The sequence below is a fragment of the Rugamonas rubra genome (assembly GCF_900114705.1).
Classification (GTDB): domain Bacteria; phylum Pseudomonadota; class Gammaproteobacteria; order Burkholderiales; family Burkholderiaceae_D; genus Rugamonas; species Rugamonas rubra.
Window position 1 is genome coordinate 52,527 of the sequence record NZ_FOTW01000021.1, and the last position, 23,726, is coordinate 76,252.

A 23,726-nucleotide genomic window follows, 5' to 3' on the forward strand; every position below is an offset into this window, starting at 1 on the left:
GGCACCCATAAAGGATAGGCCCATGGCGCAGTCCCCCCAGCCCCAGCCCGCGAGCAACTCCGGCGGCCCCCCGCGGCGGCCCGCCGTTGCGGCGCCGCGCCGCGCCCCGCCGCCGGCGCCGGAGGTGCCGGCATGAGCGGCGTCTGCGGCTGGCTGGGCGCCGGCCGGCGCCGCGCCGGCATGGGCACGCCGGCCGGCGCGCCGTCGATGCGCCTGCTGCGCATGGCGCGCGAGCTGCACCGCTTCGACGGCGCGCCGCTGCAGACCCTGCTGGCCGACGGCGGCGCGCTGGCCGTCGCCGCCCACGCCGGCAGCGCCCACCTGCACAGCCGCGACGGCCTGCTGGTGGCGCTGTGGGGCCGCCCGCAGCTGGCCGGCGCCGGCGGCGACGTCGCCACCGCCGTGGCCCAGCGCTGGCAGGAGCGCGGCCTGGAGGTGTGCGCCGCGCTGTCCGGCCCGTTCGCCCTGTGCCTGCTCGACAGCGTCAACGGCCAGGCGCTGCTGGCGGTCGACCGCGCCGGCTGCCACGCGCTGCAGTACCAGTGCCGCGACGGCGACCTGCTGTTCGCCTCCTCGCTCAACGCCCTGCAGGCCCATCCGCAGGCGCGGCGCGAGCTCGACCCCCAGTCGCTCTACAACTATTTGTACTTCCACACGGTGCCGGGGCCGGCCACCGTGCACCAGGACTGCCGCCGCCTGCTGCCCGGCGAGTATCTGCACTTCCGCCGTGGCGCGGCGCGGCGCGGCCGCTATTGGCAGATCGACTACGACGAGGCGGCGGCGCGCCCGTTCGCGCCGCAGCGCGACGAGTTGATCGGCCTGCTCGAGGCGGCCGTGCGGCGCGCCGCCGGCGCCCACGCGGTCGGCGCCTTCCTCGGCGGCGGCACCGACAGCTCGACCCTGGCCGCCATGCTGGGCCGGGTCGGCGGCGCGCCGGCGCGCACCTATTCGATCGGCTTCGACGTGCCCGGCTACGACGAGCCGGACTACGCCCGGCTGGCCGCGCGCCACGTCGGCAGCGTCCACCACGAGCACCGCGTGACGGCCGACGAGGTGGTCGCCGCCGTGCCGCGCCTCGCCGCCGTCTTCGACCAGCCGTTCGGCGACGCCGCGGCGGTGCCGGCCTTCTACTGCGCCCAGATGGCGCGGGCCGACGGCGTGCACCGCCTGCTGGGCGGCGACGGCGGCGCCGAGTTGTTCGGCGGCAATGAACGCTACGCCCGCCAGGCGGTGTTGGCGCGCTACGAGCGGCTGCCGGCGGTGCTGCGCCAGGCGCTGCTCGAACCGCTGCTGTTCCGTCTGCTGACGGGCGAACGGCCGGCGCTGCTGCGCAAGGCGCGCCGCTACATCGAGCAGGCGGTGCTGACCATGCCGGCCCGGCTGGAGAGCCACAACCTGCTGCAGGGCTACGGTCCGGGCCGGGTGCTGGAGCGCGACTTCCTCGCCGAGGTCGACGCCGGCGCGCCGCTGGGCCAGCTGGCCGAGGCCTACTCGCAGAGCCACGGGCTGAGCCAAATCAACCGCCTGCTGGCGCTCGACCTGCGCTTCACGTTGGCCGACAACGACCTGCCCAAGGTCAACAAGGCCTGCGAGCTGGCCGGCGTCGAGGTCGGCTATCCGCTGCTCGACGACGCCCTGGTGGCGTTCGCCGCGCGGCTGGCGCCCCGGCACAAGCTGGACGGCGTCCGGCTGCGGCCGTTCTTCAAGCAGGCGCTGCGCGGGGTGTTGCCTGGCACCGCGCTGCGCAAGCGCAAGCACGGCTTCGGCCTGCCGGTGGGCCACTGGCTGCGGCGCCACGCCGGCCTGCAGGCGCTGGCCTACGACAGCCTGAGCGACCTGAAGGCGCGCCGCATCGTGCGCGCCGACTTCATCGACACGCTGCTGGGGCGGCATCTGCCGCGCCATCCCGGCCACCACGGCACCATGGTCTGGGTGCTGATGATGCTCGAACAGTGGTTCGGGCAACGCGAGACGGCCGTTCACCCCCCCGAGGAGGCCCATGATGAGCTCGAAATTCGCCAAGGATGAAGCGGCCTGGAACACCGGCGGGCACGAGGATTTCTACAGCTACTACGAGAAGCAGAGCGGCGGCGCGCTGGCGCGGCAACGCTTCCTGACCATCCAGAGCACGCTGTTGCGCGCGCTGGGCGCGCCGGCCGGGCCGCTCGACGTGGCCGACATCGGCTGCGGCGCCGGCACCCAGGCCCGGCTGTGGGCCGACAAGGGCCACCGCGTGCGCGGCGCCGACATCAACGAGGCGCTGGTCGGCCTGGCGCGCCGGCGCGCCGAGCAGTCCGGCCTGGCGATCGAGTTCAGCGTCGCCTCGGCCACCGCCTTGCCCTGGGCCGACGCCTCGATGGACCTGTGCATCGCCCCCGAGCTGCTCGAGCACGTGGCCGACTGGAGCGCCTGCCTGGCCGAGATGGTGCGCGTGCTGCGCCCCGGCGGCGCGCTGTTCGTCAGCACCAGCAACCGCCTGTGCCCGCGCCAGGAGGAGTTCGCCCTGCCGCTGTATTCCTGGTATCCGGCCGTGCTGAAGCACCGCTTCGAGCATCTGGCGCGCACCACCCGGCCCGACCTGGCCGGCTACGCGACCTATCCGGCGGTCAACTGGTTCACCTACTACGGCCTGCGCCGCCACCTGGCGCGGCTCGGCGTGCGCAGCATGGACCGCTTCGACATGATGGACCTGGGCCAGCACGGCCGCCTGGCGGGCGCGGCGATCCGCCTGCTGCGGCGGCTGCCGCCGCTGCGCTTCCTCGGCCACGTGGCGACGCCGTACACGGTGGTGCTCGGCGTCAAAAACGGCGCCTGAGCCGGGGCCGGCGCGGCGCGGCGTCGCCGGGGCCGTCCGTCCGTCCGTCCGTATGCCGCCGCGGCCCGCCGTGCCGCTGCGCCGGGGCCAGCCGCCACGGCGCGCACCGTCGGCCGCCCCCGCCCGCCCGGCAGCTCAGTCGCCCATTGAGCGCGCCGTCCCGCGCGCCGTCCGGCTCTTGGCGGCGCGGGCGCCGACCGGCGGCACCGGCGCCGGCCGCGCGTCGCGCATCAGCACGCGCACGGCCGCCAGCGCCGCCATCATATAATAGGGCACGTCGTAGTAGACCAGGCTGAGGAAGGCGCCGCCGACGGCGAAGCCGATCAGGCTCGCTTGCACCATCGTCGCCAGGCTGGCCGCCCAGCGCCACTCGTCGCGGCCGGCGCCCAGGCGGGCGATGGCCGCCGCCATGCGCCAGGTCAGCACGCCGAGCAGCAGGTACAGGGCCAGGCCGACGAAGCCGTGCTCGCCGAGCACCTGGAAGTAGATGCTGTGGGCGGCGTGCACGTCGGTCGGGTTGGGCGCGTAGCGCAGGAAGGTGGACGGCTCGGAGATCTCGAAGCCGCCGCCGAAGAAGCGGTCGCGCGCCAGGTTGTAGGCCATGCGCCAGGCGTTGATGCGGCCCTGGGCCGAGTCGTCGACCTGGTAGTCGCCGATGCTGTCCATGCGGCTGCTCCAGCGCGCCGGCATGAACACCAGCAGCAGCGGCACGGCCAGCGAGACGATGCTGCCGAGCATCAGCTTGCGCCCGCTCTTGAACCACATGAACAGCACCATCGCGGCGATGGCCAGCAGGCCGCCGCGCGAATAGGAACCCAGCGCGGCCAGCGCCGACAGCAGCATGGCGCCGGTCAGGGCGTGGCGCAGCCAGCGCCGCGGCGTGTTCTGGTGCAGGTAGTACATCAGCGGAATGGTCATGATCAGGGCCAGGGCGATGGCGTTGTTGTCGCCGATGAAGCTGCCCTCCGGCCCCCAGACGCGCTCGGTGCCGCCGCTGCGCACGGTGAACACGCCGCCCTTGACGCCGTAGTAGCCGAGCGAGACGACCAGCACCCAGATCAGCCGGTGCACGTCCTGGCGGCTGCGGATGGCCATCATCGTCACCAGGCTCATCAGCATGATCTTCATCACCTTGTTCCACTGCCCGTAGGCGGCCGCCGGGAACAGGGCGAACAGGGTGGTGACGTTCATCCAGGCGATGAAGGCGAGCAGGAGCCAGGTGCAGGGCAGCGCGGGCAGGCCCTTGGGGCCGCGGGCGACGACCAGGCTGAGCAGGGTGGCGACGCCGATCACGTAGGCGAAGGGGAAGGTTTGGGCAAAGCCCCAGCCCTGGGTGTGCGGGTTCATCACGCTGATCCACACCCACATCAGGACGCCGACGGCCGGCGCGCGCAGGATCAGCGGCAGGCTGCCGAAGACGATGAGGGTGACCAGGACGTCGCGCATGGGGGGATCTTGTTGATGTTGCTCAACGGAGTGGGGGCGCCGCTCAGTACACTGGACTCTCGGCCGCCCAACCATCTTATGACAGAGGAGTAGCGCGCTTGTTGACCGTTCTCATGGCCAGCCACAACGGCGCCGCGACCCTGCCCGCCGTGCTGGACGCGTATTGCCGGCTCAGCGCGCCGGCCGGCGGCTGGCGTCTGTTGCTGGTCGACAACGACAGCGACGACGCCACCGCCGCGCTGGCGGCCGGCTACGCCGGGCGGCTGCCGCTGCAGGTGCTGCGCGAGGCCAGGCGCGGCAAGAACGCGGCGCTCAACACCGGCCTGGCGGCGGCGCTGGCCGCGCCCGGCGACGGCGCCGAGCTGCTGGTGTTCAGCGACGACGACGCCGCGCCGCGGCCGGACTGGTTGCTGCGGCTGAGCGAGGCGGCCGCCGCCCAAGCCGGTTTCGCCGTGTTCGGCGGCGCCATCGTCGCCGACTGGGGCGCGGCGCCGCCCGACTGGGTGTTGCGCCGGGTGCCGCTCGGGCTGACCTACGGCCTGACCGCGCCGGGCCGGGCCGCCGGGCCGGTGTGCCCGGGCCTGGTGTGGGGCGCCAACATGGCGGTGCGCCGCGCCGTGTTCGAGGCCGGCCACCGCTTCGACGAGACGGTCGGGCCGAACGGCGCCTCCTACGCCATGGGCAGCGAGACGGAGCTGACCCGGCGCCTGCACGCGGCCGGCCAACGCAGCTGGTTCGTGCCGGCGGCGGTGGTGGCCCACCACATCCGCCCGGCCCAGCTGGGCGCGGCCGACATCCTGCGGCGCGCCTGGCGCTTCGGCCGCGGCAAGTTCCGCCAGGACGCGCCCGGCGTCTTCCCGGAACTGCTGGGCCTGCCGCGCTGGATGTACAAGCGCGCGCTGCTCGAGGCGCTCGGCTGGCTGGGCGCGCGCGGCGACGCCGGGCGCCGCTTCGGCCACCGCTGGGAGCTGGCCTATCTGGGCGGCTACGCGCGCGAGGCCTGGCTCGGCCCGCCGCGGGGCGGCAAGAAGGTGCTGCTCACCAGCTATTCCGGCGGGCTGGGCGGCATGGAGCTGCGCATGGCGCAGGAGTGCCGCTTCCTGGCGGCGGCCGGCTACCGCAGCGCGCTGGCGCTGCCGCGCTTCGCCGGCTTCGAGGCCTGGGCCGGCGGGCTGCGCCGCGAGGGCCTCGAGGTGTCGGCGTTCGCGCCGCCGTGCTTCTTCGAGCAATGGCGCTGGCGCCGGCTGAACCTGTGGCGGGCGCGCTGCTGGAGCTGGCTGGCGCTGCGCCGGCGCCGCGCCGACCTGGTCCACGTCGCCTTCTGCTGGACCCACTACGGCGCCTCGGCGCTGTGGCTGGCGCGGCGCTGCGGCCTGGCGGCGGTGGTCAGCGTGCACAACGCCTTTCCGCCGGTCCAGGTCGGCGACTGGCACCGGCCGCTGCTGCGCCAGGCCTTCGCCGGCGTGCGCGGGGTCTACGCCGTGTCGGACTCGGCCATGCAGCACTTCCTCGCCCTGTACCGCGACTATCTGCCGGCCACGGCGCGGCTGGCGGTGATCCCCAACTGCGTCGACACGGCGCGCTTCCGGCCCTCGGCGGCGCGGCGGGCCGAGGCGCGGCTGCGCCTCGGCCTGCCGTCCGGCGCGCTGCTGCTGGGCAGCGCCGCCCGGCTGGCCCGGCAGAAGCGGCCGCAACTGCTGCTGGCGCTGCTGGCGGCCCTGCTGCCGCGCTTTCCCCACCTCTATCTGGTGCTGATCGGCGACGGCCCGCTCGAGGCCGAGCTGCGCGCCCGGGCCGAGCGCGACGGCCTGGCCGGGCGCGTGCTGTTCGCCGGCTTCCAGCGCGACGTCGAGCAATGGCTGCCGGCGCTGGACCTGCACCTGCTGCTCAGCAGCACCGAGGGCTTCGGCATCGCCACCATCGAGGCGATGGCCTGCGGCGTGCCGGTGGTGGGCAGCGAGGTGCCGGGCACGGCCGACGTGCTGCGCGGCAGCGCCGGCGGCCTGCTGGTGCCGGCCGACGACCCGGCGGCGACGGCGGCGGCGGTCGCCGCGCTGCTGGCCGACGCGCCGCGGCGCGCCCGCATGGGGCGGCTGGCGCGCGCCGAGGTGCAGGCCAAGTACGCCCAGGCGCTGGTGGGCGAGCGCATCGCCGCCTTCTACCGCGGCCTGCTGTGAGGCGGCCCGGTGAGCGCGCTGCGGCGGTCGCTGCTGTTCTCCTTCGCCGAGAAGTACCTGATGCTGCTGCTGGCCACGCTCGGCTCGATGGTGCTGGCCAGGGCGCTCACGCCGGCCGAGATCGGCGTCTACTCGGTGGCGGCGGTGCTGGTCGGTATGGCCCAGGTGGTGCGCGACTTCGGCGTCGGCCAGTACCTGATCCAGGAGAAGGAGTTGACGCCGGACAAGCTGCGCGCCGCCCTCGGCGCCAGCCTGCTGGTGGCCTGGCCGCTGGCGGCGCTGTTGGTGCTGCTGGCGCCGGCGCTGGCCGGCTTCTACCACCAGCCCGCCCTGCGCGCGGTGCTGCAACTGCTGGCGCTCAACGTCGCGCTGGTGCCGTGCAGCGCCGTCGCGCTGCCGCTGCTGCGGCGGCAGATGCGCTTCGCCGCGATCTTTTCGATCAACCTGACGCACAGCCTGGCGCAGCTGGGCTGCTCGGTGGCGCTGGCGCTGCTCGGCTTCGGCGCCCTGAGCCTGGCCTGCGGCGCGCTGGCCGGCACGCTGGCGGCGACCTGCGCCAGCCTGTGCTGCCGTCCGGCCGGCGCGCCGCTGTGGCCGGGCCGGCGCGGCATCGCGGCCGTGCTGCGCTTCGGCGCCTATTCGACCGCCGGCGGCCTGGTCGACGAGGCCGGCGTGGCGGCGCCGGAACTGATCATCGGCCGCGTGATCGGCGTGGCCGAGGTGGGCATCTTCGGCAAGGCCAACGGCCTGCTGGGACTGTTCAACCAGGCCGTCACCAGCGCCGTCTCGCCGGTGGTGTTCCCGCTGTACGCGGCGCGCGCGCGCGGCGGCCTCGACGCCAAGCAGGCCTATTTGACCACCGTCGCCTACATCACCGCGCTGGCCTGGCCGTTCTTCGGCTTCGTCGGCGTGATGGCCGAGGCTTTGTTGGACCTGTTGTACGGGCCGCAATGGCGGGCGGCCGCGCCCTTGATACGGGTCATGTGTTTTTCGTCGGCCTTCTATAGCATGTTCAGCATGGCCCGCTATCTGTTGGTGGCGCTGGGCCAGGTCAAGGCGCAGGCCGGGCTGGACGCGACGGCGGTGCCCTTGCGGGTGGCGGCGCTGCTGCTGGCGGCGCCCTTCGGCCTGTACTGGGTGGCCTGGGCGGTGGTGCTGGGCGCCCTGTACCGCGGCTGGTTGACCTACCGCTGCCTGGCCCGCCTGGCCGGACTGCGCTGCGGCGAGCTGCTGCTGGCGGTGGCGCGCAGCGCGCCGCTCGCCGCGCTCAGCTGCGCCGGCGCGGCGCTGGCGCGGCACTGGCCGGCGCTGCCGGACGGGCCGGCGCGGCTGGCGCTGGCCGGCGCGGCGGCCTTGCTGCTGTGGTTGTTGGGCATCGGCCTGCTGCGCCATCCGCTGGCGGCCGAGTTCGCGCTGGCCCGGCGCCGCGCCTGGGCGCTGCTGGTCAAGTGAGGGAGGGCGGTGATGCGTATCGGCATATTGTCGTATCCGATGCTGTTCCAGCGCGAGGGCGGCCTGCAGATCCAGGTGCGCGAAACCATCGCCGCGCTCAACCGGCTGCGCGACGAGGCGCTGCCGCGCATGCGCGTCGAGCTGGTCGACCCCAACCGCGACCGGCTGGCCAGCTACGACCTGATCCATGTCTTCTCGGCCATCAACGGCAACCACCGCATCGTCGAGTCGGCCTGCGACGCCGGCGTGCCGGTGGTGCTGTCGCCCCTGCTGTCGCCGGTCTGGAACCGCGCCGCCGGCTGGCGCGCCCGCCTGGCCGACCGCCTGGCCGGCCGCCTGACCGACTGGAACGTGCAGACCAGCTACGCCCAGTCGAAGCGGGCGCTGCAGCTGGCGCGGCTGGTGATCGCCCTCGGCCGGCCCGAGCGCGACGCCATCCGCGCCGGCTTCCTGATCGACGAGGCGAAGATCCGCGTGCTGCCCAACGGCATCAGCCCGCATTTCTTCCACGCCGACGGCGCGCTGTTCCGCCACCGCAGCGGCTTGGCGGGCCCCTTCGTGCTGATGGTCGGCGCCATCTCGCCCTACAAGAACCAGCTCGGCCTGGTGCGCGCGCTGGCCGGCGCCGGCCTGCCGGTGGTGCTGATCGGCAGCGCCCAGCGCGCCGACCAGGGTTATCTGCAGTCGCTGCTGCACACGCCGGGGGTGCGCTGGCTGGGCCAGGTCGAGCACGACGATCCGCTGCTGGCCAGCGCCTACGCGGCCGCCTCGGTGCTGGCGCTGCCCAGCCAGGGCGAGGTGCTGCCGTTGACGGTGCTCGAGGCGCTGGCCAGCGGCACGCCGGTGGTGATGACCGACCAGAGCGCGCTGGAACTGCCCGGGGCCGGCTTCGCGCTGCGCCAGATCGGCTGGAACGACGGCGCCGGCCAGCGCCGCGCCGTCTGCGCGCTGGCCGACGCGCCGCCGGAGCGGGCCGCCGTGCGCGCCCTGGTGGCCGAATACAGCTGGCCGCGGGTGGCGGCGGCGATCGCGCGCTGCTATGTCGAGCTGCTGGCGCTGCCGGAGGGCGTCGATTGTGCTGTTTAACTCCTTCAGCTTCCTGCTGTTCTACCTGCCGGCGGTGCTGGCCGGCTATTTCCTGCTGGGGCGGTTGGGCGCGCGCTGGTCGGCCGCCTGGCTGGCGCTGGCCTCGCTGTTGTTCTACGGGTGTTGGGACTGGCGCTACCTGCCTTTGCTGCTGGCCTCGATCGGCGTCAACTTCGGCGCCGCGCGCGCCATCGCCGGCGCGGCGGGCGCCGGCCGCAAGCGCCGCCTGGCCGCCGCCGTCGCCGCCAACCTGCTGTTGCTGGCCTACTACAAGTACGCCAACTTCTTCGTCGACACGGCGCGCGCCCTGGGCGCCGACTGGCCGGCCTGGAGCATCGTGCTGCCGATCGGCATCTCCTTCTTCACCTTCACGCAGATCGCCTTCCTGGTCGACTGCTACCACGGCCAGGTGCGCGAGTTCCGCCCGGTCCACTACGTCCTGTTCGTCAGCTATTTCCCCCACCTGATCGCCGGACCGGTGCTGCACCACAAGGAGATGATGCCGCAGTTCGCCGACCCGCGGGCGGCGCGGCCGCAGGCCGGCAACTTCGCCGTCGGCCTGTCGATCTTCGTGCTCGGCCTGGCCAAGAAGATCCTGATCGCCGACAACCTGTCGCCGCTGGTCGGACCGGTGTTCGCCGCCGGCGCCGAGCCGCCGTTGCTGGAGGCCTGGATAGGCGCGCTGGCCTACACCTTCCAGCTGTACTTCGACTTCTCCGGCTACTCCGACATGGCGATCGGCCTGTCGCGCCTGTTCGGCGTCAAGCTGCCGCTGAACTTCAACTCGCCCTACCGGGCCGCCAACATCGCCGAGTTCTGGCGCCGCTGGCATATGACCCTGTCGCGCTTCCTGCGCGACTACCTGTACATTGCGCTGGGCGGCAACCGGGGCGGCGCGGCGCGGCGTTGCCGCAACCTGATGCTGACCATGCTGCTGGGCGGCCTGTGGCACGGCGCCGGCTGGACCTTCGTCGTCTGGGGCGGCCTGCACGGCGTCTATCTGGTGCTGCACCAGGGTTGGCGCCGGCTGGCCGGCGCGCGGCCGCCGGGCCGGGGCGGCGCCGCCTTGACCTTCCTGGCGGTGCTGTTGGCCTGGGTGGTGTTCCGCGCGCCCGACCTGCACACGGCCGGCAACATCCTGGCGGCGCTGGCCGGCGCCAACGGCATCGGCCTGCCGCACGGCTTGGCCGGCTGGGCGCCGGCCTTCGCCCGGCTGGGCCTGCATCCGGCCTTCGACGGCATCCGCTGGATCGATTTCGGCGCGCCCGGCGTGCCGACCTTGGCGCTGGCGGCCGCGCTGGCCTTTCTGGCCCCCAACACCCAAGAAATATTCTTTCAATATGAGCCCTCGATTGAAAGAATATTTCAACGCCTGCGCTGGCCCGCCTTTGCCTGGCATCCCGCCACGGCCTGGAGCCTGGGCATGGCGGCGCTGTTCGTCTGCTGCCTGGTCAGCATGAACAAGGTCACCGAGTTCCTCTACTTCCAATTCTAGCCATGCATGCTTCCGACAGCCCCCAATGGCGCACCTATGTGGCCACCTTCTGCGCCGCCAGCGCGCTGGTGGCCGGCGCGGTGACCACCCTCAACTACGTGGTCGACCCGTACTTGACCCACCAGTGGGACACGCCGCAGGTGCAGCGCCTGCGCCCCCCGCGCGAGAAGCTCAGCGCCTGGAGCAAGACCTACGCGATGGCCAGGTTCCGCCCGGCCGTGGTCTACCTGGGCAACTCGCGCACCGAGCTGGGCCTGCCGACGCGGGTCCCCGTGTTCGCCGGCAGGGACGTGTTCAACAGCGCGCTGTCGGGCGCCTCGATCGGCGACGCCATCGCGCTGGCCGAGCACGCCAGGCGGGTCAGCCGGCTCGACGTGGTGGTGTGGGGCATCGATGCGCCCTCGTTCTCGATGGAGGAGGGCAACACCGAGCTGGACCGGGAGTTGATCGCCGGCGGCCCCCACTACCTGTGGCGGCGCGGCCTGCTCAATCTGCGCCGGGCGCTGGCGCTCGACATGACGCAGGACTCGATCCGCCTGTTGCGCGGCGCCTTCGACGCGGTCTGCCACTCCAGCCTGGTGTTCCACGGCACGCGCGACGACGGCTGCCTCGACCTGCCCGTCGGCGGCTGGGCTGGCACCGAGGCGGCGATCCTGCCGCGCACGCGCGAATTCATCCGCGCCTCCGGCCCCACCGCCGAGGCCTTCAGCGCCTTCGAGGCCAGCGTCGACGCGCTGTGCGGCGACGGCGCCAAGGTGCGCCTGTACATCAACCCGACCCACGCGATGATGCTCGACGCGCTGTACTGGGCCGGCAAGTGGGCGCCGCTGGAGGCCTGGCAGCGCGGCCTGGCGGCGCTGGCCGGGCGCCAGCGCGGGCGCGGCTGCGACGTGCGGGTCTATGACTTCTCCGGCTACAACAGCATCACCACCGAGACGCTGCCCCAGGTGAGCCGGCGCAACATGATGCAGCACTACTGGGAAACCTCGCACTACCGCAGCCATGTCGGCCGCATGATCCTGGGCCGCATCTTCGGCGCCGCCGACGTGGCGCCGCCGGACGACTTCGGCGTCGAGTTGCTGCCGGCGACGATGGAGCCGCACCTGGCCGCGCTGCGCGCCGGGCGCGAGCGCTACCACCGCGAGCACGCCGCCGAGACGGCGCTGGCCAGGGGCGTGGTGGCCGAGCGCAAGCGCGCGGCGCGCTGAGCGGGGCCAACCCGGCTCGAACCCGGCTCAATCCCGGCGCAACACGGCGCAACCCTTCTCGCAGGGGCGGCTGCTTTGCTGCAGCTCGGGGAATTCGGCGCCCCAGCGGCGCAGGATGGCCTGCTCGTCGGGCCGGCCGGCGTCGTCGAGGAAGACGGCGGCGCGCGGCGCCAGGCGCGGGAACAGCAGCGGCCCGGCCGGATAGCGCGCCAGCGGCGCGGTGGCCTGCGGCGGCCCGTCGATCACCAGCATGGCGATGGCCGGCCCGGCCGGCAGGCCGGCGGTGGCGTACCACGGCCAGCTCTGCCCGGCCAAGGGCTGCGGCAGCAGCTCGGCGTCGAGCACCTCGGCCCAGTCGGCCAGGCCGTGGCGGCGCAACTGCTGGCGCGTTTGCTCGGCGTAGCGCGGCTTGTGCTCCAGGCTGTAGACCTTGCCGCCGCCGTTGAGCTGCATGCAGCGCGCCAGCACCAGCGTCGAGGTGCCGCTGCTGCACTCGACGACGACGCCGGGCCGCTCGGCCAGGGCGTGGCGCGCCAGCTCGAGCAGGAAGTCGGGCGAGGCGGCCCAGCCGCGCGTGCCGGGCAGGCCGTGGCGCAGGTCGAGGTCGACGTACAGGGCCTGCAGCGCCTCGATCTGGCGGAACAGCGCGGCCGTGTCGTGGCGCGACTGGTCGCGCGACTCGTACAACAGCAGGTGGACGCGGCGCAACTTGTGCAGCCCGACCAGGCACAGCAGAAGAATGGCGGCGCTCAACAGCGCCTGGGCGTAGGACGGCATGGCGACTCCTTTCTGGTGTTAGCGGAAGCGGCTCCAACCCTGTTCGGCGACGCGGCGCAGCGAGTTGAACCACATGGCCCGCACCGCTTGTTGCGGCGGGATGGCCGGCATCGCGTCGAGCGGCAGCTCGGAGAACAGGCTGGTGCGGAAGCGCTCGCGGTGTTGGCCGAGGAAGGCGCAGAGCTGCTCGAAGCGGCGGATGTTCAGGCGGTGCGGGGTGGGCGGGCGGCCGGCGCCGCGCTTCTTGACCAGCTCGAAGCTGTGCAGCACGATGACGAAGGCGTACCAGCCGGCGCGCCAGGCGCCCTGCAGGGCGTCGCGCATCTCGCCGAAGGAGCAGGCGCACAACTGGGCGTGGCGGGCGTGGCCGGGAAAATCGCCGAAGGAGGCGATGGGGAACTCCCAGACGCCGTCGATGGCCTGCGGCTGGGCCAGCCGGCGCCCGCCCCAGTCGCCGTTGACGAAGGCGGCGTTGTAGCTGCTGTCGATGGCGATGCCGTTGCGCGCCAGCGCGCGCAGCGTGTCGAGGTTGCCGCCGTAGCTGCCGGCGCGGAAGGCCTGCACCCGCGGCACGCCGGCCGCCGCCAGGTTGGCCAGGCCTTTGCGGATGAGCACGGTCTGCTGCTCCAGCGGCAGCTCGCTCAGGTACTGGCAATGGGAGGGCGGCAGCTCCGGGTCGTCCAGTTCGCCGAGCCATTCGGTGTGCAGGTGCAGCTGCACCTCGTGGCCGCCGGACTGCACCAGCGCGGCGATGTGGGCCAGCGGCGCCGGGCCGGCGCGGGCGGCGAACAGGGCCTCGACGAAATAGCTGGCGCGCAGGCCGTGGCGGTTCAAGCCGGCGATCTGGAAGGGCAGGCCGAAGGCGCCGGCGCCGGTCTGGCCGTGGATGTCGGCGGCGATCTCGTCGGCGAAGTCGGCCTTGTCGGCCGGCAGCGGACGGCTCGGCCAGTCGGGCACCGTGGGCCACAGCTCGGTGTCGACGGTCAGGAAGACCCGCAGCACGTGCTCGGCGCTCATGCCCGCCTCCCGTGGCCGCGCGCCGCGCGGGCGCGCGCCATGCCGGCGCGCCTCATGGCCGGCGCCCGGCGCCGGGCCGGGCGGCCAAGGCGTCGTACACGGCCAGATAGGCGCCGGCCATGGCCAGCAGGCTGTGCTCGGCCAGCACCAGGCGGCGGGCGCGGGCGCCGTGGCGCTGGGTCAGGCCGGGGTTGCGGTAGTAGTCGGCGATGGCGTCGGCCAGCAGTTGCGGCGCGCCCGGCGGCACCAGCGTGCCGGTGCGGCCGGGCTGCACCAGCTCGGCGTTGCCGCCGACCGCCGTGGCCACCACCGGCAGGCCGCTGGCCATCGCCTCGAGGATGGCGTCGCGGCCGCCCTCGACCAGCGCCGGCTGGACGAACAGGTCCATGGCCCGCATCAGCTGGGCGACGTCGTCGCGGGCGCCCGGCAGCCAGGCCAGCTCGGCCACGCCGGCCCGCTCGAGCAGCTCGAGGCAGGCGGCGCGGCAGGGGCCGTCGCCGACGACGAGCAGGCGCAGCCGGGCGCGCGGCGACTCCTCCTCGGCCAGCAGCAACAGGAAGGCGCGCACCAGGCCGGCGCAGTCGCGCGTGTCGACCAGGGCGCCGACGGCGCCGACGACGAAGGCGCCCTCGCACAGGAAGCCGGCCGGGCCGACCGCCGCCGCCGGGCCGAGGCGGGGGTGGAAGCGCAGGCTGTCGACGCCGTCGCCGATGCGGCTGACCCGGGCCGGGCGGGCGCCGATGCTGTCGACCAGCCAGCGTTCGAGCTCGCGGCTGACGGCGACGAACTGGCCGACCAGGGGGCGCAGCAGGCGCCGCAACAGCCGGTAGCGGCGGCCGCGGCCGTGCAGCTCGGGCGTCGCGGCGGCGTGCTCGCCGTGCACGCGCAGGCGGATGCCGGCGGCGGCGGCCAGCAGCTGGCCCTCGATGCCGGCCAGGTTGCGGGTGTGGATCAGGTCGGGCCGCAGCCGGCGCAGCACATGGAACAGGCGCAGATAGTGGCCCCAGTCCTTGCCCTCGCGCTTGTGCAGGCTGATGACCTCGACCCCGGGCCGGCGCAGCGCCTCGGCCAAGGTGCCGGCCTCCTTCATGCAGACGATGGCGTGGCGGTAGCGCTCGGGCGGCATGTGGTTGATCAGATGCACCAGGTCGTTTTCCAGGCCGGCGCCGAGCTGCTGCACCAGGTGCAGCACCAGCGGCGCGGCGCGCCGTTCGTCGCGCTCCAGGCCCTTGCTATCGGGCGGCATGGCGCAGGCTCTCGTCTATGCTCGGCAGCAGCGCCTCGAGCAGGGCGCGCAGGGCCGGTTCGGCCTGCTCGGGCCGCTCGTCGAAAGGCGCGGCGACGGCGATCTCGGCGCCGTGTTCGGCCTCGCCGAACAGCTTGTTCTTGGCCAGCATCAGCTTCAACAGCTGGGGGCTGCTGAGCTCGACCCCGGTCTGGCGGTACCAGCGCCAGACCAGCAGGCGCCGTTCGGCGGCCTGGACGATGGTGGCGCGCACGCGCAGCGTGCGCCCGCCCAGGCGCAGCGGGCGCACGCTGGTGGCCAGCTCGTGCCATTGCGGCAGTCCGGTCTCGACCTTGCGCCGCACCGGCGTCAGCAGTTCCGCGCCCTTGGCCTGGCTGGCGTACCAGGTCAGCTGCAGCGTGGCGCTGGTGGCGCCGTCGTTGAGCCTGGCGGCGTAGCGGCGTGGCTGGCCGGCGTGCAGCACGTGCCAGTCGTCCGGCGCCAGCGGGCTGGCGCGCCAGGGCGGCGGCGGCGCCAGCGGCAAGGGGGCCGGCGACAAGGAGACGGCGGCGCCGGCGGCCGGCGCCGGGCGCGCCAGCAGGTGCGCGGCCAGCGGCGGCCAGAGCGCGGCCAGCAGCACGCAGGCGGCGGCCGCGCGCGCCGTGGCGGCGCCGTGGCGCGGCGCGGCCGGGGCCGGCGGCGCCGGGCGGGCGGCGGCGGGCGCCTGGCGCCACCTGGCGCCGCTCCAGAACAGCAGCAGGGAGACCAGGCCGAAGAAGATCCAGCCGTAGACCAGGTGGTCGATGCCGACGGCCAGGCGCATGTCGCTGAAGTGGCCGACCAGCACGATCAGGTAGGCGCGCACGCCGTTGGCCAGCACCGGCAGCAGCAGGGCCACCGCCATGAAGGCCAGGCGGCGGCGCCGGCTGCGGTAGTTCAGGTGGGCGTACAGGGCGCCCAGCGCGACCGAGGCGATGACGTAGCGCAGGCCGCTGCAGGCCTCGACCACCGACCAGTTGCCGCTGGGCAGGCTCAGGTAGTTGTTCTCCAGGAACACCGGTATCGCGCTCAGGCGCAGCGCGGCGGCGGTGAAGCGGGCGGTGAAATCCATCAGCGGCGGCACGAAGATCTCGCCGAAGGGCACGGCCAGCAGCAGGTAGCCGAGCGGGAAGGCGAGCGCCCGGGTCAGGACCGGACCGGACAGGGCCAACACGGCGGCCGGCAGCATCGCCACGAACAGGTATTGCTGCAGCACTTGGACGTTGGCCAGCGTGGCCAGCAGCCAGGCGGCGCCCAGCAGGACCAGCGCGGCCAGGCCGGCGCCGGCGGGCCGGCGCGGCAGGGCGGCCAGCGCCGCGCGTTGGCGCCAGACCAGCCAGGCGCTGATGGGCAGGATGGCGAAGCCGTGCGTGAAGGTTTCCGAGCGCAGCCATAGGGCCACCATCGCCGCCGCCGTCTGCCAGTACAGCAGCAACAGCGCCGCCAACACGGCGAGCAACAGCAGCAGGTCGCGCCGGCCGGCCCGCCCGGCCAGGGCGCAGGGCCGGGCGGCGGCCAGCGCCGCGCCGGGCGCGCTCATGGCCGCCGCCCCGCCGCGCGCGCGCAGGCGGCGGCTATGCTCGGCAGCGCGGCGGCGGCGTCGCTCGGTCCAGGCTGCATCTTGCGCTCCCAAGAAAGGCTTGCTTGATCGCTTAGGGCGGCGGCCGCGCCGGCCGGCGCAGCGCCTCGGTTTGCGCCGCGCCGGCGCGGCCCGTGGGGCGGCGCCGAGGCGGAAGTGGCGCGTCGACACCGCCTAGCGGCGCCGTCGCGCCGGGCGTGCAGTTAGAATATGCCAGCCCTGCGGCCAGTCGGGTTGAGACCGCGCAAGGACCGGCGCGCCGATGCCCGCGTCCGCCATCGCTCCGTCCGCCGCCCCCGATCGGCGGCGTTGCGCCGGCCCGGCGCCGCCCGGCTGCCCTGGTCCGGGGACGCGCGCCTTACCGCCCGGGATGCTGGTGGTGGCGTCGGCGCCGGCCGCCGTCAGCGGGCGTGCGCGCCGCGCCGTTGCAGCCAGGCGTCGACCACGCCGGCGATGCGGCCGGCCGCCTGGCCGTCCCACAGCGCCGGCCGGCGCCCGGTCTTGCCGCCGTGCCGCAGGATGTCCTCGCACAGCGCCAGGATCACCGCCGGGTCGTGGCCGGCCACCGTGTTGCTGCCCTCGCTGACGGTGATCGGCCGCTCGGTGTTCTCGCGCAGCGTCAGGCAGGGCACGCCGAGCGCGGTGGTCTCCTCCTGCACGCCGCCGGAGTCGGTCAGCACCACGCTGGCGTCCTTCATCAGGCCGAGCATCTCGAGGTAGTCGGCCGGCGGCAGGCAGGCCACGCCGGGCGCGTCGGGCGGCGGCAGCAGGCCGCCCTCGCCCAGGCGGGCGCGGGTGTGCGGGTCGAGCGGGAAGATCACCGGCAACTGCTGGCTGATCTTGCGCACCGCCGCCATCAGCTTGCGCAGGCGCGCCGGATGGTCGACGTTGGCCGGCCGCTGCAGCGTCAGCACGGCGTAGCGCTGGCCCGCCGCCAGCAGGTCGCGCCGGCCGGCCCTGGCCAGCACGGTGGCGGTCGGCACCGCGCGCGGCAGTTGCGCCAGCAGCGAGTCGATCATGACGTTGCCGACGTGGTGGATGCGGGCGGCGGCGACGCCCTCGAGCAGCAGGTTGTTCAGCGCCGCCGGCTCGCTGGTGAACAGCAGCTCGGACAACTGGTCGGTGAGCACCCGGTTGATCTCCTCGGGCATGCGGCGGTCGTAGCTGCGCAGGCCGGCCTCGACGTGCAGCACCGGCACGCCCAGCTTGGCGGCCACCAGCGCGCAGGCCAGCGTCGAGTTGACGTCGCCGACCAGCAGCACGGCCTGCGGCGCCAGGCGGCGCAGCGCCGGTTCGAAGCGGCGCATCACCTCGGCGGTCTGCTGGGCGTGGCTGGACTGGCCGACGGCCAGGTCGAGCTGCGGCGGCGCCAGGCCGAGCGCGGCGAACTGGCGGGCGTCCATCGCCGCGTCGTCGTGCTGGCCGGTGTGCACCAGGCTGACGTCGACGGCCGGCCGCAGCCGCCCCAGCGCGGCCAGGATGGGCGCCATCTTCATCAGGTTGGGGCGCGCCGCGACGACGCAGAGGAGGTGGGCGCGGTGCGGCGGGACGGTGTCGGGCATGGCGGGCTCCGGGCGGGTTGGAACGGCAGGGATGGACGGGGCGGCTGGGGCGCGGCTCAGAACAGCACGGACAGGGTGGCGGCGGCGCCGTTCTCGCGGTAGCCGCCGCCGGCGCTGCTGGCGTGCCAGCTGTGGCGCAGGTCGACGCTGGCGCTCAGCTTGGGCCGCAGCTGGCGGCTCAGGCCCAGCGCCAGGGTGGCGTTGCGGTCGCGCCGGCCGATGTCGGGCGCGGCGGCGACGGCGTAGTTGGCGTTGACGTTCAGGTTGTTGCGCGCCGACATGCGCCAGGACCAGCCGGCGTGCAGGCTGGTCTGCCGGGTGTGCTCCTGCTGCGCCAGCTCGGCCGGGCCGAGCAGCGGGCTGTCGATGGCGCTGCTGGTCTGGGCGCTGCGCCGGCTGCCGCCCAGGCCCAGCGCCAGCGTGCTCTTCGGCGTCGAGTACAGCGCCGACAGGTTCCACTGCTTCTGCAGGAAATAGTTGTGGCTGAGATAGTTGACGTTGCCGGCGTTCGGCCCCTGCAACTGGCTGTAGCGCAGGAAGGCGTTGATGACCTGGATGCGCAGCAGCGGATCGGGGATGCGGCCGGCCCACAACTGGTAGAGGAAGTTGCCCAGGTCGGCCGGCGGCAGGCGCTGCAGCTGTTCCTGGCTGCTGGTGATGTCCTCGCCGTAGCTCAGGCCGAGCACCAGGTGGCGCATCTGGTGGCGCGCGTCGAGGCTGTAGGTGTTGCCGAAATAGCGGCGGCCGACGCTGGCGGCGACGCTGCTGCGCGGCGACGGCGACCAGCTCAGTCCGCTGGACCAGTGGCGTCCGCCCGGCGCGCCGCCCGGCGCCTGGTAGTCGTTGCTCTCGCGGCCGGCGCTGGCGAACCACGACAGGCGCGGCCGCAGCGGCACGCGCAGCGTCAGCGTGGCGTCGCGCCGGGTCACTTGCGCCAGCGCGGCGTCGCTGTCGCGCCGTTGCCCGACGGCGGCCTCCCAGTTCCAGCCGCCGGCGCGGTTGTCGCCGACCAGCCGCAGGCCGGCCTGCTGGCTGTGGGCGCGCAGCAGGGCGCCGCTGCTGCTGGCCTGGTAGGTGTAGCGCAGCTCGGCCTCGGCCAGGCCGCGGAAATGGTGCTTCAAATAGGGGCTCAGGCTGGCGCTGCGCACCGTGCCGCTGTTGCCGCCGAGCTGGGCGGGGTCGCTCTGCTGCGGGCCGAAGGCGGAGATGTTCCGCTGGCTGACGCTGGCCTGGCCGTCGACATACAGCCAGTCGGCCAGCGCCTCGGCGTGGCCGGCGGCGTCGAGCTGGTGCTTGAGCCGGCTCGGCGAGCGGCTGTAGGCCAGCCGCTGCAGCGCGTAGTCGAGCGCCAGCGTCAGGCGCGGGCCGCGCGCCTGGACGGCGACGCCGGGCGCGATCTCGCTGCTGAACTCGGCGCGGGCCTGGGCCGGCGCACTCAGCGCCATGTTGTCCGAATAGGCCTGGCGCAGCCGCAAGGTCGGCGTGACGCGCCAGTCGGCGGCGGCGGCCGGCCAGCAGCAGGCCGCCGCCAGCGCGGCCAGCGCGGCCAGCGGCGGCGCCGGCCGGCTAGTCGTAGTAGCCATAGTAGTCGCTGCCGGGGAAGGCGCGGATCTTGTTGTAGATCAGGTTGACGTGGGCGCAGGGGTCGAGCTGGCGCAGCGCCTCGCGCACCGCGTGCTGCGTGGTGGTCTCGGCCTCGACCACCAGCACCACCTGGCCCATCTGCGCCGCCAGCACGCTGGCCTCGGTGGTGATCAGCAGCGGCGGCGAGTCGAAGATGACGACCCGGTCGGCGTAGCGCTCGGCGATCTCCTTGAGCAGGCGGCGCATGCTGCGGCTGGCCAGCAGCTCGGTGGCGTGCTTGTTGGCGCGGCCGGCCGGCAGCACGCTGAGGGTGGCGACGTTGGTGCGCAGGATCACGTCGGCCAGCGCCAGCTGGTCGTTGAGCAGGATGTCCATCAGGCCCGGCTCGGCGCCCAGGCCGAGCACCTTCAGCACCGACGGCCGGGCCACGTCGGCGTCGACCAGCAGCACCGTGATGTCGCGCTCCATGGCGATGCTCATGGCCAGGTTGACGGCGCAGTAGGTCTTGCCCTCGCCGGGCAGGGCGCTGGTGACGACGATCAGGTTGCCCTGCGGGATGGCCGCGCCGTCCTCGCCGCGGGCGCGCCGCAGCAGCGGCCGCTTGATCAGGCGGAAGTCCTCGGCGGCCGGCGTGCGCCCGCCGTCGTGGGTGACCATGCCCAGCTGGCGCAGCCGGTCCAGGTCGATCTCGACGTGGCGCGGCGCCGGCGCGGCGGCCGGCAGGCGCGCCGCGCCGGACTGCTCGGGTAGCGCATCGTTGGGGGGCATCGCGGTCCTCCTATTTGAGCACGGCGGCGGCCAGCACGCCGCCGTAGGTCAGGAACAGGCCGAGCAGCGCGGCGGCGAAGCCGTAGCGGCCGCGGCGCCGCTTGACCAGCTCGGCGCGGGTCCAGTTCATCGACACCGTGCCGAGCACCGGCAGGCCGGTCGCCTCGCGCAGCTGCGCCGGGCTGAGGTAGGTGGGGCGAACCTGGCTGATCAGCAGGGCGGTGGCGGCGCCGACCAGCAGGGCGCCGGCCAGCACGGCGGAATACAGCAGCGGCCGCTTGGGCCCGACCGGGGTCATCGGCACGGTCGGCGGGTCGATGATCTTGAAGCTCATCATCTCGGTGGTCGAGCTCAGGTCGCCCGACAGCTTGGCCGCCTCGCGCCGGCCGATCAGCTTCTCGTAGTTGTCCTTGTTGATCAGGTAGTCGCGGTTGAGCTGGGCCAGTTGCGACTCGACCTCGGGCACGGCGTTGCTCTGCGCCAGCAGGCGGGCGTTGCGCGCGGTGAACTCCTGCACCCGTGCCTTGATCGAGGCGACGCGGGCGTCGGCCTCGGCCAGCGCCACCTTGAGCTGCTGCAGCATCGGGCTGTAGTTCTTGCCGGGGTCGGCGTTGGCGCTCTTGAGCTTGCTGTCCTCCACCTTCTTCGCCTCCAGCTGGGCCACCAGGCGCTTGCCGGCGATGATGTCGGGGTGCAGCTCGGTGTACTGCATGCGCAGCGCGTCGAGGTTCTTGTTGAGGGCGGAGATGCGGCCGTCGAGCTCGGGGTTGTCGATCGCCGCCGGGCTCAGGTCGGCGCCGAGGATGGGCTCGTCGCCGGCGATCTGGCCCTGGATGGCGTTGCGGCCCTGCTCGGCCTCGACCAGCTCGAGGCGGGCGGCGTTGAGGGCGTCGGCCGACATCAGCAGCTGGGCGCCGTAGTCGATGCCCTGGCGCGGCAGCAGGAAGTTGTTCTTCAGCTTGAACTCCTTGACGTTGTTCTCGGCCGCCAGCAGCCTCTCCTCGTAGCTGCGGATCTGGTCGTCGATGAACTGCACGGCCTTCTGCGAATCGCCCTTTTTCCCCTTGAAGCTGCCCTCGACGAAAATGGTCAGCAGCGACTGCACGACGTCGCGCACCAGCTTGGGGTCGCGGTTGTTGTAGCTGATGGTGTAGATGTCGTAGCTGCTGGTGCCGCCGATCTTGATGCGGCCCATCAGTTCGTCGAGCAGCAGCTCGCGCTCGCGCGGCGTGTTGGCGCCGATGTCGAGGTCGACCATGCGCATGACGCGCTCGACGTTGGGCCGGCTCAGCAGGGTGCGGCTCATGATCGACACCTGCTGCTCGACGTTGGGCACGCTGGTCATGCCCGACAGCAGCGGTTTGAGGATGCTCTGCGTGTCGACGAAGACGCGGGCGGTGGTCTGGTAGTCGTCCGGCAGCAGCGCCACCTTGGTCCAGCCGGCGGCGGCCACCAGCCACATCACGGCCAGGCCGTGCCAGCGGTATTTCCAGATCCCCTTCAAGCTGGACAGCAACTGGCTGATGGTCTCCTCCATGTCCAGGTTCTCCAAGGTGGGGTGGCGACGGGCGCGGCGCGGCGCGGCACGCCGGGGCGGGCCATGCTGGCAAGTATAGGGCGGCGCGGCGGCCGTTTCGCTTGAACCGGGCTCGTGCTTGAGCCGTGTCAAGGCCGCCCCGGCGGCTTTTCTGAATCATAGGTGGCGGGCGCGGCGCGGCCGCGCCCCTTCATCCACCGCGACCCGAGAGGCCCGCCATGAACCTGATCCGCCGTCGACTCCTGCAACGCGGCGCCGCCGCCCTGGCCGCCGTCCTGGCCGGCGCCCCGCTGGGCGGCTGCGCCGGCGGCGCGCCGGCGCCGGCGCAGAGCGCGCCGCCGCTGGGCGACTATTTGATCGGCCCGGGCGACACGATCAACATCAACGTCTGGCGCAACCCGGAGGTGTCGCAGAGCCTGCCGGTGCGGCCCGACGGCAAGATCACCACGCCGCTGGTGGAGGACCTGCAGGCGGCCGGCAAGACCTCCACCGCGCTGGCGCGCGACATCGAGAAGGCCTTGGAGAAGTACATCCAGCAACCGGTGGTGACGGTGATCGTCACCGGCTTCGTCGGCCCCTACGGCGAGCAGATCCGCGTGATCGGCCAGGCGGCGCGGCCGCAGGCGCTGGCCTACCGCCAGGGCATGTCGCTGATGGACGTGCTGATCGCCGTCGGCGGCGTCACCGACTTCGCCGCCGGCAACAAGGCGCGCATCGTGCGCAGCGTCGACGGGCGCCAGGTGCAACTGGCCGTGCGGCTGCAGGACCTGTTGCGCGACGGCGACATCTCGGCCAATGTCGCCATGCGCCCGGGCGACGTGCTGGTGATCCCGGAGAGCTGGTTCTAGCCGCGGCGGCGGGCGGCGCTGTCAGGTTTTCCGACGGCGCCGCCCGGCCCGCTCACTGCCTGCGGCGCCGGCTCACCAGCGACATGCCCAGCAGGCCCGCCGCGAACACCGCCAGCGTGGCCGGCTCCGGCACCTGCTGCTGCAGCGCGTTGGCCAGGGTGTTGTGCTGGATGGTGATCTGGTAGGTGTCGGTGGCGTTGAGCAGGCCGCTGGTCGACGACAGCGCGAAGCTGGCCAGCGCCGCGTTGTAGGTGGTCAGGCCGGGCAGGCCGTCGGTGCGGCTGACGGCGGACTGGCCGTTGAGCTCGGACGGCGTGAAGTCGAAGACGGTGTTGCCGCCGGTGCTCAGGTCGCGGATGTTGATCGACCAGGAGATGCGCGCGTTGGCGTTGGCCGTCGGCCCCGAGCCGAGCGACACGTAGGCCTGCGAGAACGGCGTCGCGTCGAACGAGATGGTCATGCTGTCGGCCGTGCCCAGGGTGAAGTTGAAGGTGGTCGAGGTGCCGACGTCGGAATTGCCCGAGGCCACGCCGTTGCTGCCCAGCGAGGCGTCGGCGCGGGTCTGGGCGTGCGCCCCGGCCGGCGTGGCGCCGATGGTGATCGACGAGCCGGTCAGGTTCTGGTCGGCGTAGCCGAAGGTGCCGGGCACCGGTGGCGGGAAGGGGAAGGGGGCGAAGTTGTTCTCGGCCAGGGCCGGGCAGGGCGCGCCGACGCACTGGTGCGCCACGTTCGGTGTGGTGCCGCTGAGGATGCCGAAGGACTGGGCGCCGTTGGCGAACACGCCGTTGAGCGAGCCGGTGGCGTGGGCGTCGTTGGTGCCGGTCAGCACGGAGAAGTCGGCGGTGCTGTAGGCCGTGCCGTTCGAGTGCAGCAGGCGGAAGTTGTTGATGTCGAGGATGGCCGAGGCGAAGGTGCTGGCCTGCGCGGCGCCGGCCAGGCCGAGGCTGGCGACCAGTCCGGCGGCCAGCATGCTTTTCTTGATGGCGTTCATGGTGTGTTGCTCCTTAAGGTGGTGGCTTCGATGTTCACGGCCGCTGTGCGGTGCCGGTGACAGCGATGCAGCAGGATCCGTGCCCGGATCGATAAAGCGTTTGAAAACAAGGGCTTGGCG

18 protein-coding genes are annotated in these 23,726 nt (G+C 73.4%); 8 read left to right on the forward strand and 10 right to left on the reverse strand.

Annotation, left to right across the window (positions count from 1 at the left end):
- Positions 1-132 precede the first annotated feature (132 nt).
- Positions 133-2,028, forward strand: coding sequence for an asparagine synthetase B family protein (locus tag BM252_RS21060; RefSeq protein ID WP_093389633.1), 1,896 nt, complete (start codon positions 133-135; stop codon positions 2,026-2,028).
- The gene (locus BM252_RS21065; RefSeq protein WP_093389634.1) at positions 2,000-2,815 is read left to right on the forward strand and encodes a class I SAM-dependent methyltransferase; all 816 of its coding nucleotides are present in this window, start codon (positions 2,000-2,002) and stop codon (positions 2,813-2,815) included. The genes BM252_RS21060 and BM252_RS21065 overlap by 29 nt, the downstream gene beginning before the upstream one ends.
- Positions 2,816-2,950: 135 nt before the next feature.
- Here the strand turns inward: BM252_RS21065 and BM252_RS21070 are convergent, their stop codons facing one another.
- Positions 2,951-4,261 (reverse strand): putative O-glycosylation ligase, exosortase A system-associated, encoded by a 1,311-nt coding sequence (locus BM252_RS21070; protein ID WP_093389635.1) that lies wholly within the window; start codon positions 4,259-4,261, stop codon positions 2,951-2,953.
- 98 nt (positions 4,262-4,359) lie between these two features.
- Here BM252_RS21070 and BM252_RS21075 point away from each other — a divergent pair, with 98 nt between their 5' ends.
- Genes BM252_RS21075 through BM252_RS21095 form a run of 5 tightly spaced genes read left to right on the forward strand, consistent with a single transcriptional unit; the run spans position 4,360 to position 11,679 of the window.
- Positions 4,360-6,438: a glycosyltransferase gene (locus BM252_RS21075; RefSeq protein WP_245774368.1), complete on the forward strand. Its 2,079-nt coding sequence runs from the start codon at positions 4,360-4,362 to the stop codon at positions 6,436-6,438.
- 9 nt (positions 6,439-6,447) lie between these two features.
- Positions 6,448-7,890: an oligosaccharide flippase family protein gene (locus tag BM252_RS21080; RefSeq protein WP_093389637.1), complete on the forward strand. Its 1,443-nt coding sequence runs from the start codon at positions 6,448-6,450 to the stop codon at positions 7,888-7,890.
- Positions 7,891-7,902: 12 nt separating this feature from the next.
- Complete coding sequence (locus BM252_RS21085; RefSeq protein WP_093389725.1) at positions 7,903-8,976, forward strand: glycosyltransferase family 4 protein; 1,074 nt, start codon at positions 7,903-7,905, stop codon at positions 8,974-8,976.
- A complete protein-coding gene (locus BM252_RS21090) occupies positions 8,966-10,471 on the forward strand; it encodes an MBOAT family O-acyltransferase (protein ID WP_093389638.1) in 1,506 nt (501 codons plus the stop codon). The genes BM252_RS21085 and BM252_RS21090 overlap by 11 nt, the downstream gene beginning before the upstream one ends.
- Positions 10,472-10,473: 2 nt before the next feature.
- Positions 10,474-11,679, forward strand: coding sequence for a hypothetical protein (locus tag BM252_RS21095; protein ID WP_174900610.1), 1,206 nt, complete (start codon positions 10,474-10,476; stop codon positions 11,677-11,679).
- 27 nt (positions 11,680-11,706) lie between these two features.
- Here BM252_RS21095 and BM252_RS21100 read toward each other — a convergent pair whose 3' ends face one another.
- The 8 genes from BM252_RS21100 to BM252_RS21135 form a co-directional block, all read right to left on the reverse strand.
- A complete protein-coding gene (locus tag BM252_RS21100) occupies positions 11,707-12,456 on the reverse strand; it encodes a class I SAM-dependent methyltransferase (RefSeq protein WP_093389639.1) in 750 nt (249 codons plus the stop codon).
- An 18-nt stretch (positions 12,457-12,474) separates the two neighbouring features.
- Positions 12,475-13,473 carry a polysaccharide deacetylase family protein gene (locus tag BM252_RS21105; RefSeq protein ID WP_093389640.1) on the reverse strand — a complete coding sequence of 333 codons (999 nt, stop codon included), beginning with the start codon at positions 13,471-13,473 and terminating at the stop codon, positions 12,475-12,477.
- Between the two features lie 52 nt (positions 13,474-13,525).
- Complete coding sequence (locus BM252_RS21110) at positions 13,526-14,719, reverse strand: TIGR03088 family PEP-CTERM/XrtA system glycosyltransferase (RefSeq protein ID WP_093389641.1); 1,194 nt, start codon at positions 14,717-14,719, stop codon at positions 13,526-13,528.
- On the reverse strand, positions 14,706-16,277 hold the full coding sequence (gene xrtA, locus BM252_RS21115) for an exosortase A (protein WP_093389642.1): 1,572 nt from the start codon (positions 16,275-16,277) through the stop codon (positions 14,706-14,708). Before xrtA ends, BM252_RS21110 begins: the two co-directional genes overlap by 14 nt.
- 440 nt (positions 16,278-16,717) lie before the next feature.
- Positions 16,718-17,878 (reverse strand): non-hydrolyzing UDP-N-acetylglucosamine 2-epimerase, encoded by a 1,161-nt coding sequence (gene wecB / locus BM252_RS21120; RefSeq protein ID WP_093389643.1) that lies wholly within the window; start codon positions 17,876-17,878, stop codon positions 16,718-16,720.
- Positions 17,879-17,934: 56 nt separating this feature from the next.
- Positions 17,935-19,461 (reverse strand): TIGR03016 family PEP-CTERM system-associated outer membrane protein, encoded by a 1,527-nt coding sequence (locus BM252_RS21125; protein WP_093389644.1) that lies wholly within the window; start codon positions 19,459-19,461, stop codon positions 17,935-17,937.
- Complete coding sequence (locus tag BM252_RS21130) at positions 19,445-20,230, reverse strand: XrtA-associated tyrosine autokinase (RefSeq protein ID WP_093389645.1); 786 nt, start codon at positions 20,228-20,230, stop codon at positions 19,445-19,447. Before BM252_RS21130 ends, BM252_RS21125 begins: the two co-directional genes overlap by 17 nt.
- A 10-nt stretch (positions 20,231-20,240) precedes the next feature.
- Complete coding sequence (locus BM252_RS21135; protein ID WP_093389726.1) at positions 20,241-21,767, reverse strand: XrtA system polysaccharide chain length determinant; 1,527 nt, start codon at positions 21,765-21,767, stop codon at positions 20,241-20,243.
- A 218-nt stretch (positions 21,768-21,985) separates the two neighbouring features.
- Between BM252_RS21135 and BM252_RS21140 the strand changes: the two genes are divergently transcribed.
- Complete coding sequence (locus BM252_RS21140) at positions 21,986-22,615, forward strand: XrtA/PEP-CTERM system exopolysaccharide export protein (RefSeq protein ID WP_093389646.1); 630 nt, start codon at positions 21,986-21,988, stop codon at positions 22,613-22,615.
- A 52-nt stretch (positions 22,616-22,667) separates the two neighbouring features.
- Here the strand turns inward: BM252_RS21140 and BM252_RS21145 are convergent, their stop codons facing one another.
- Positions 22,668-23,606: an EDSAP-1 family PEP-CTERM protein gene (locus BM252_RS21145; protein WP_174900611.1), complete on the reverse strand. Its 939-nt coding sequence runs from the start codon at positions 23,604-23,606 to the stop codon at positions 22,668-22,670.
- Positions 23,607-23,726: the final 120 nt, after the last annotated feature.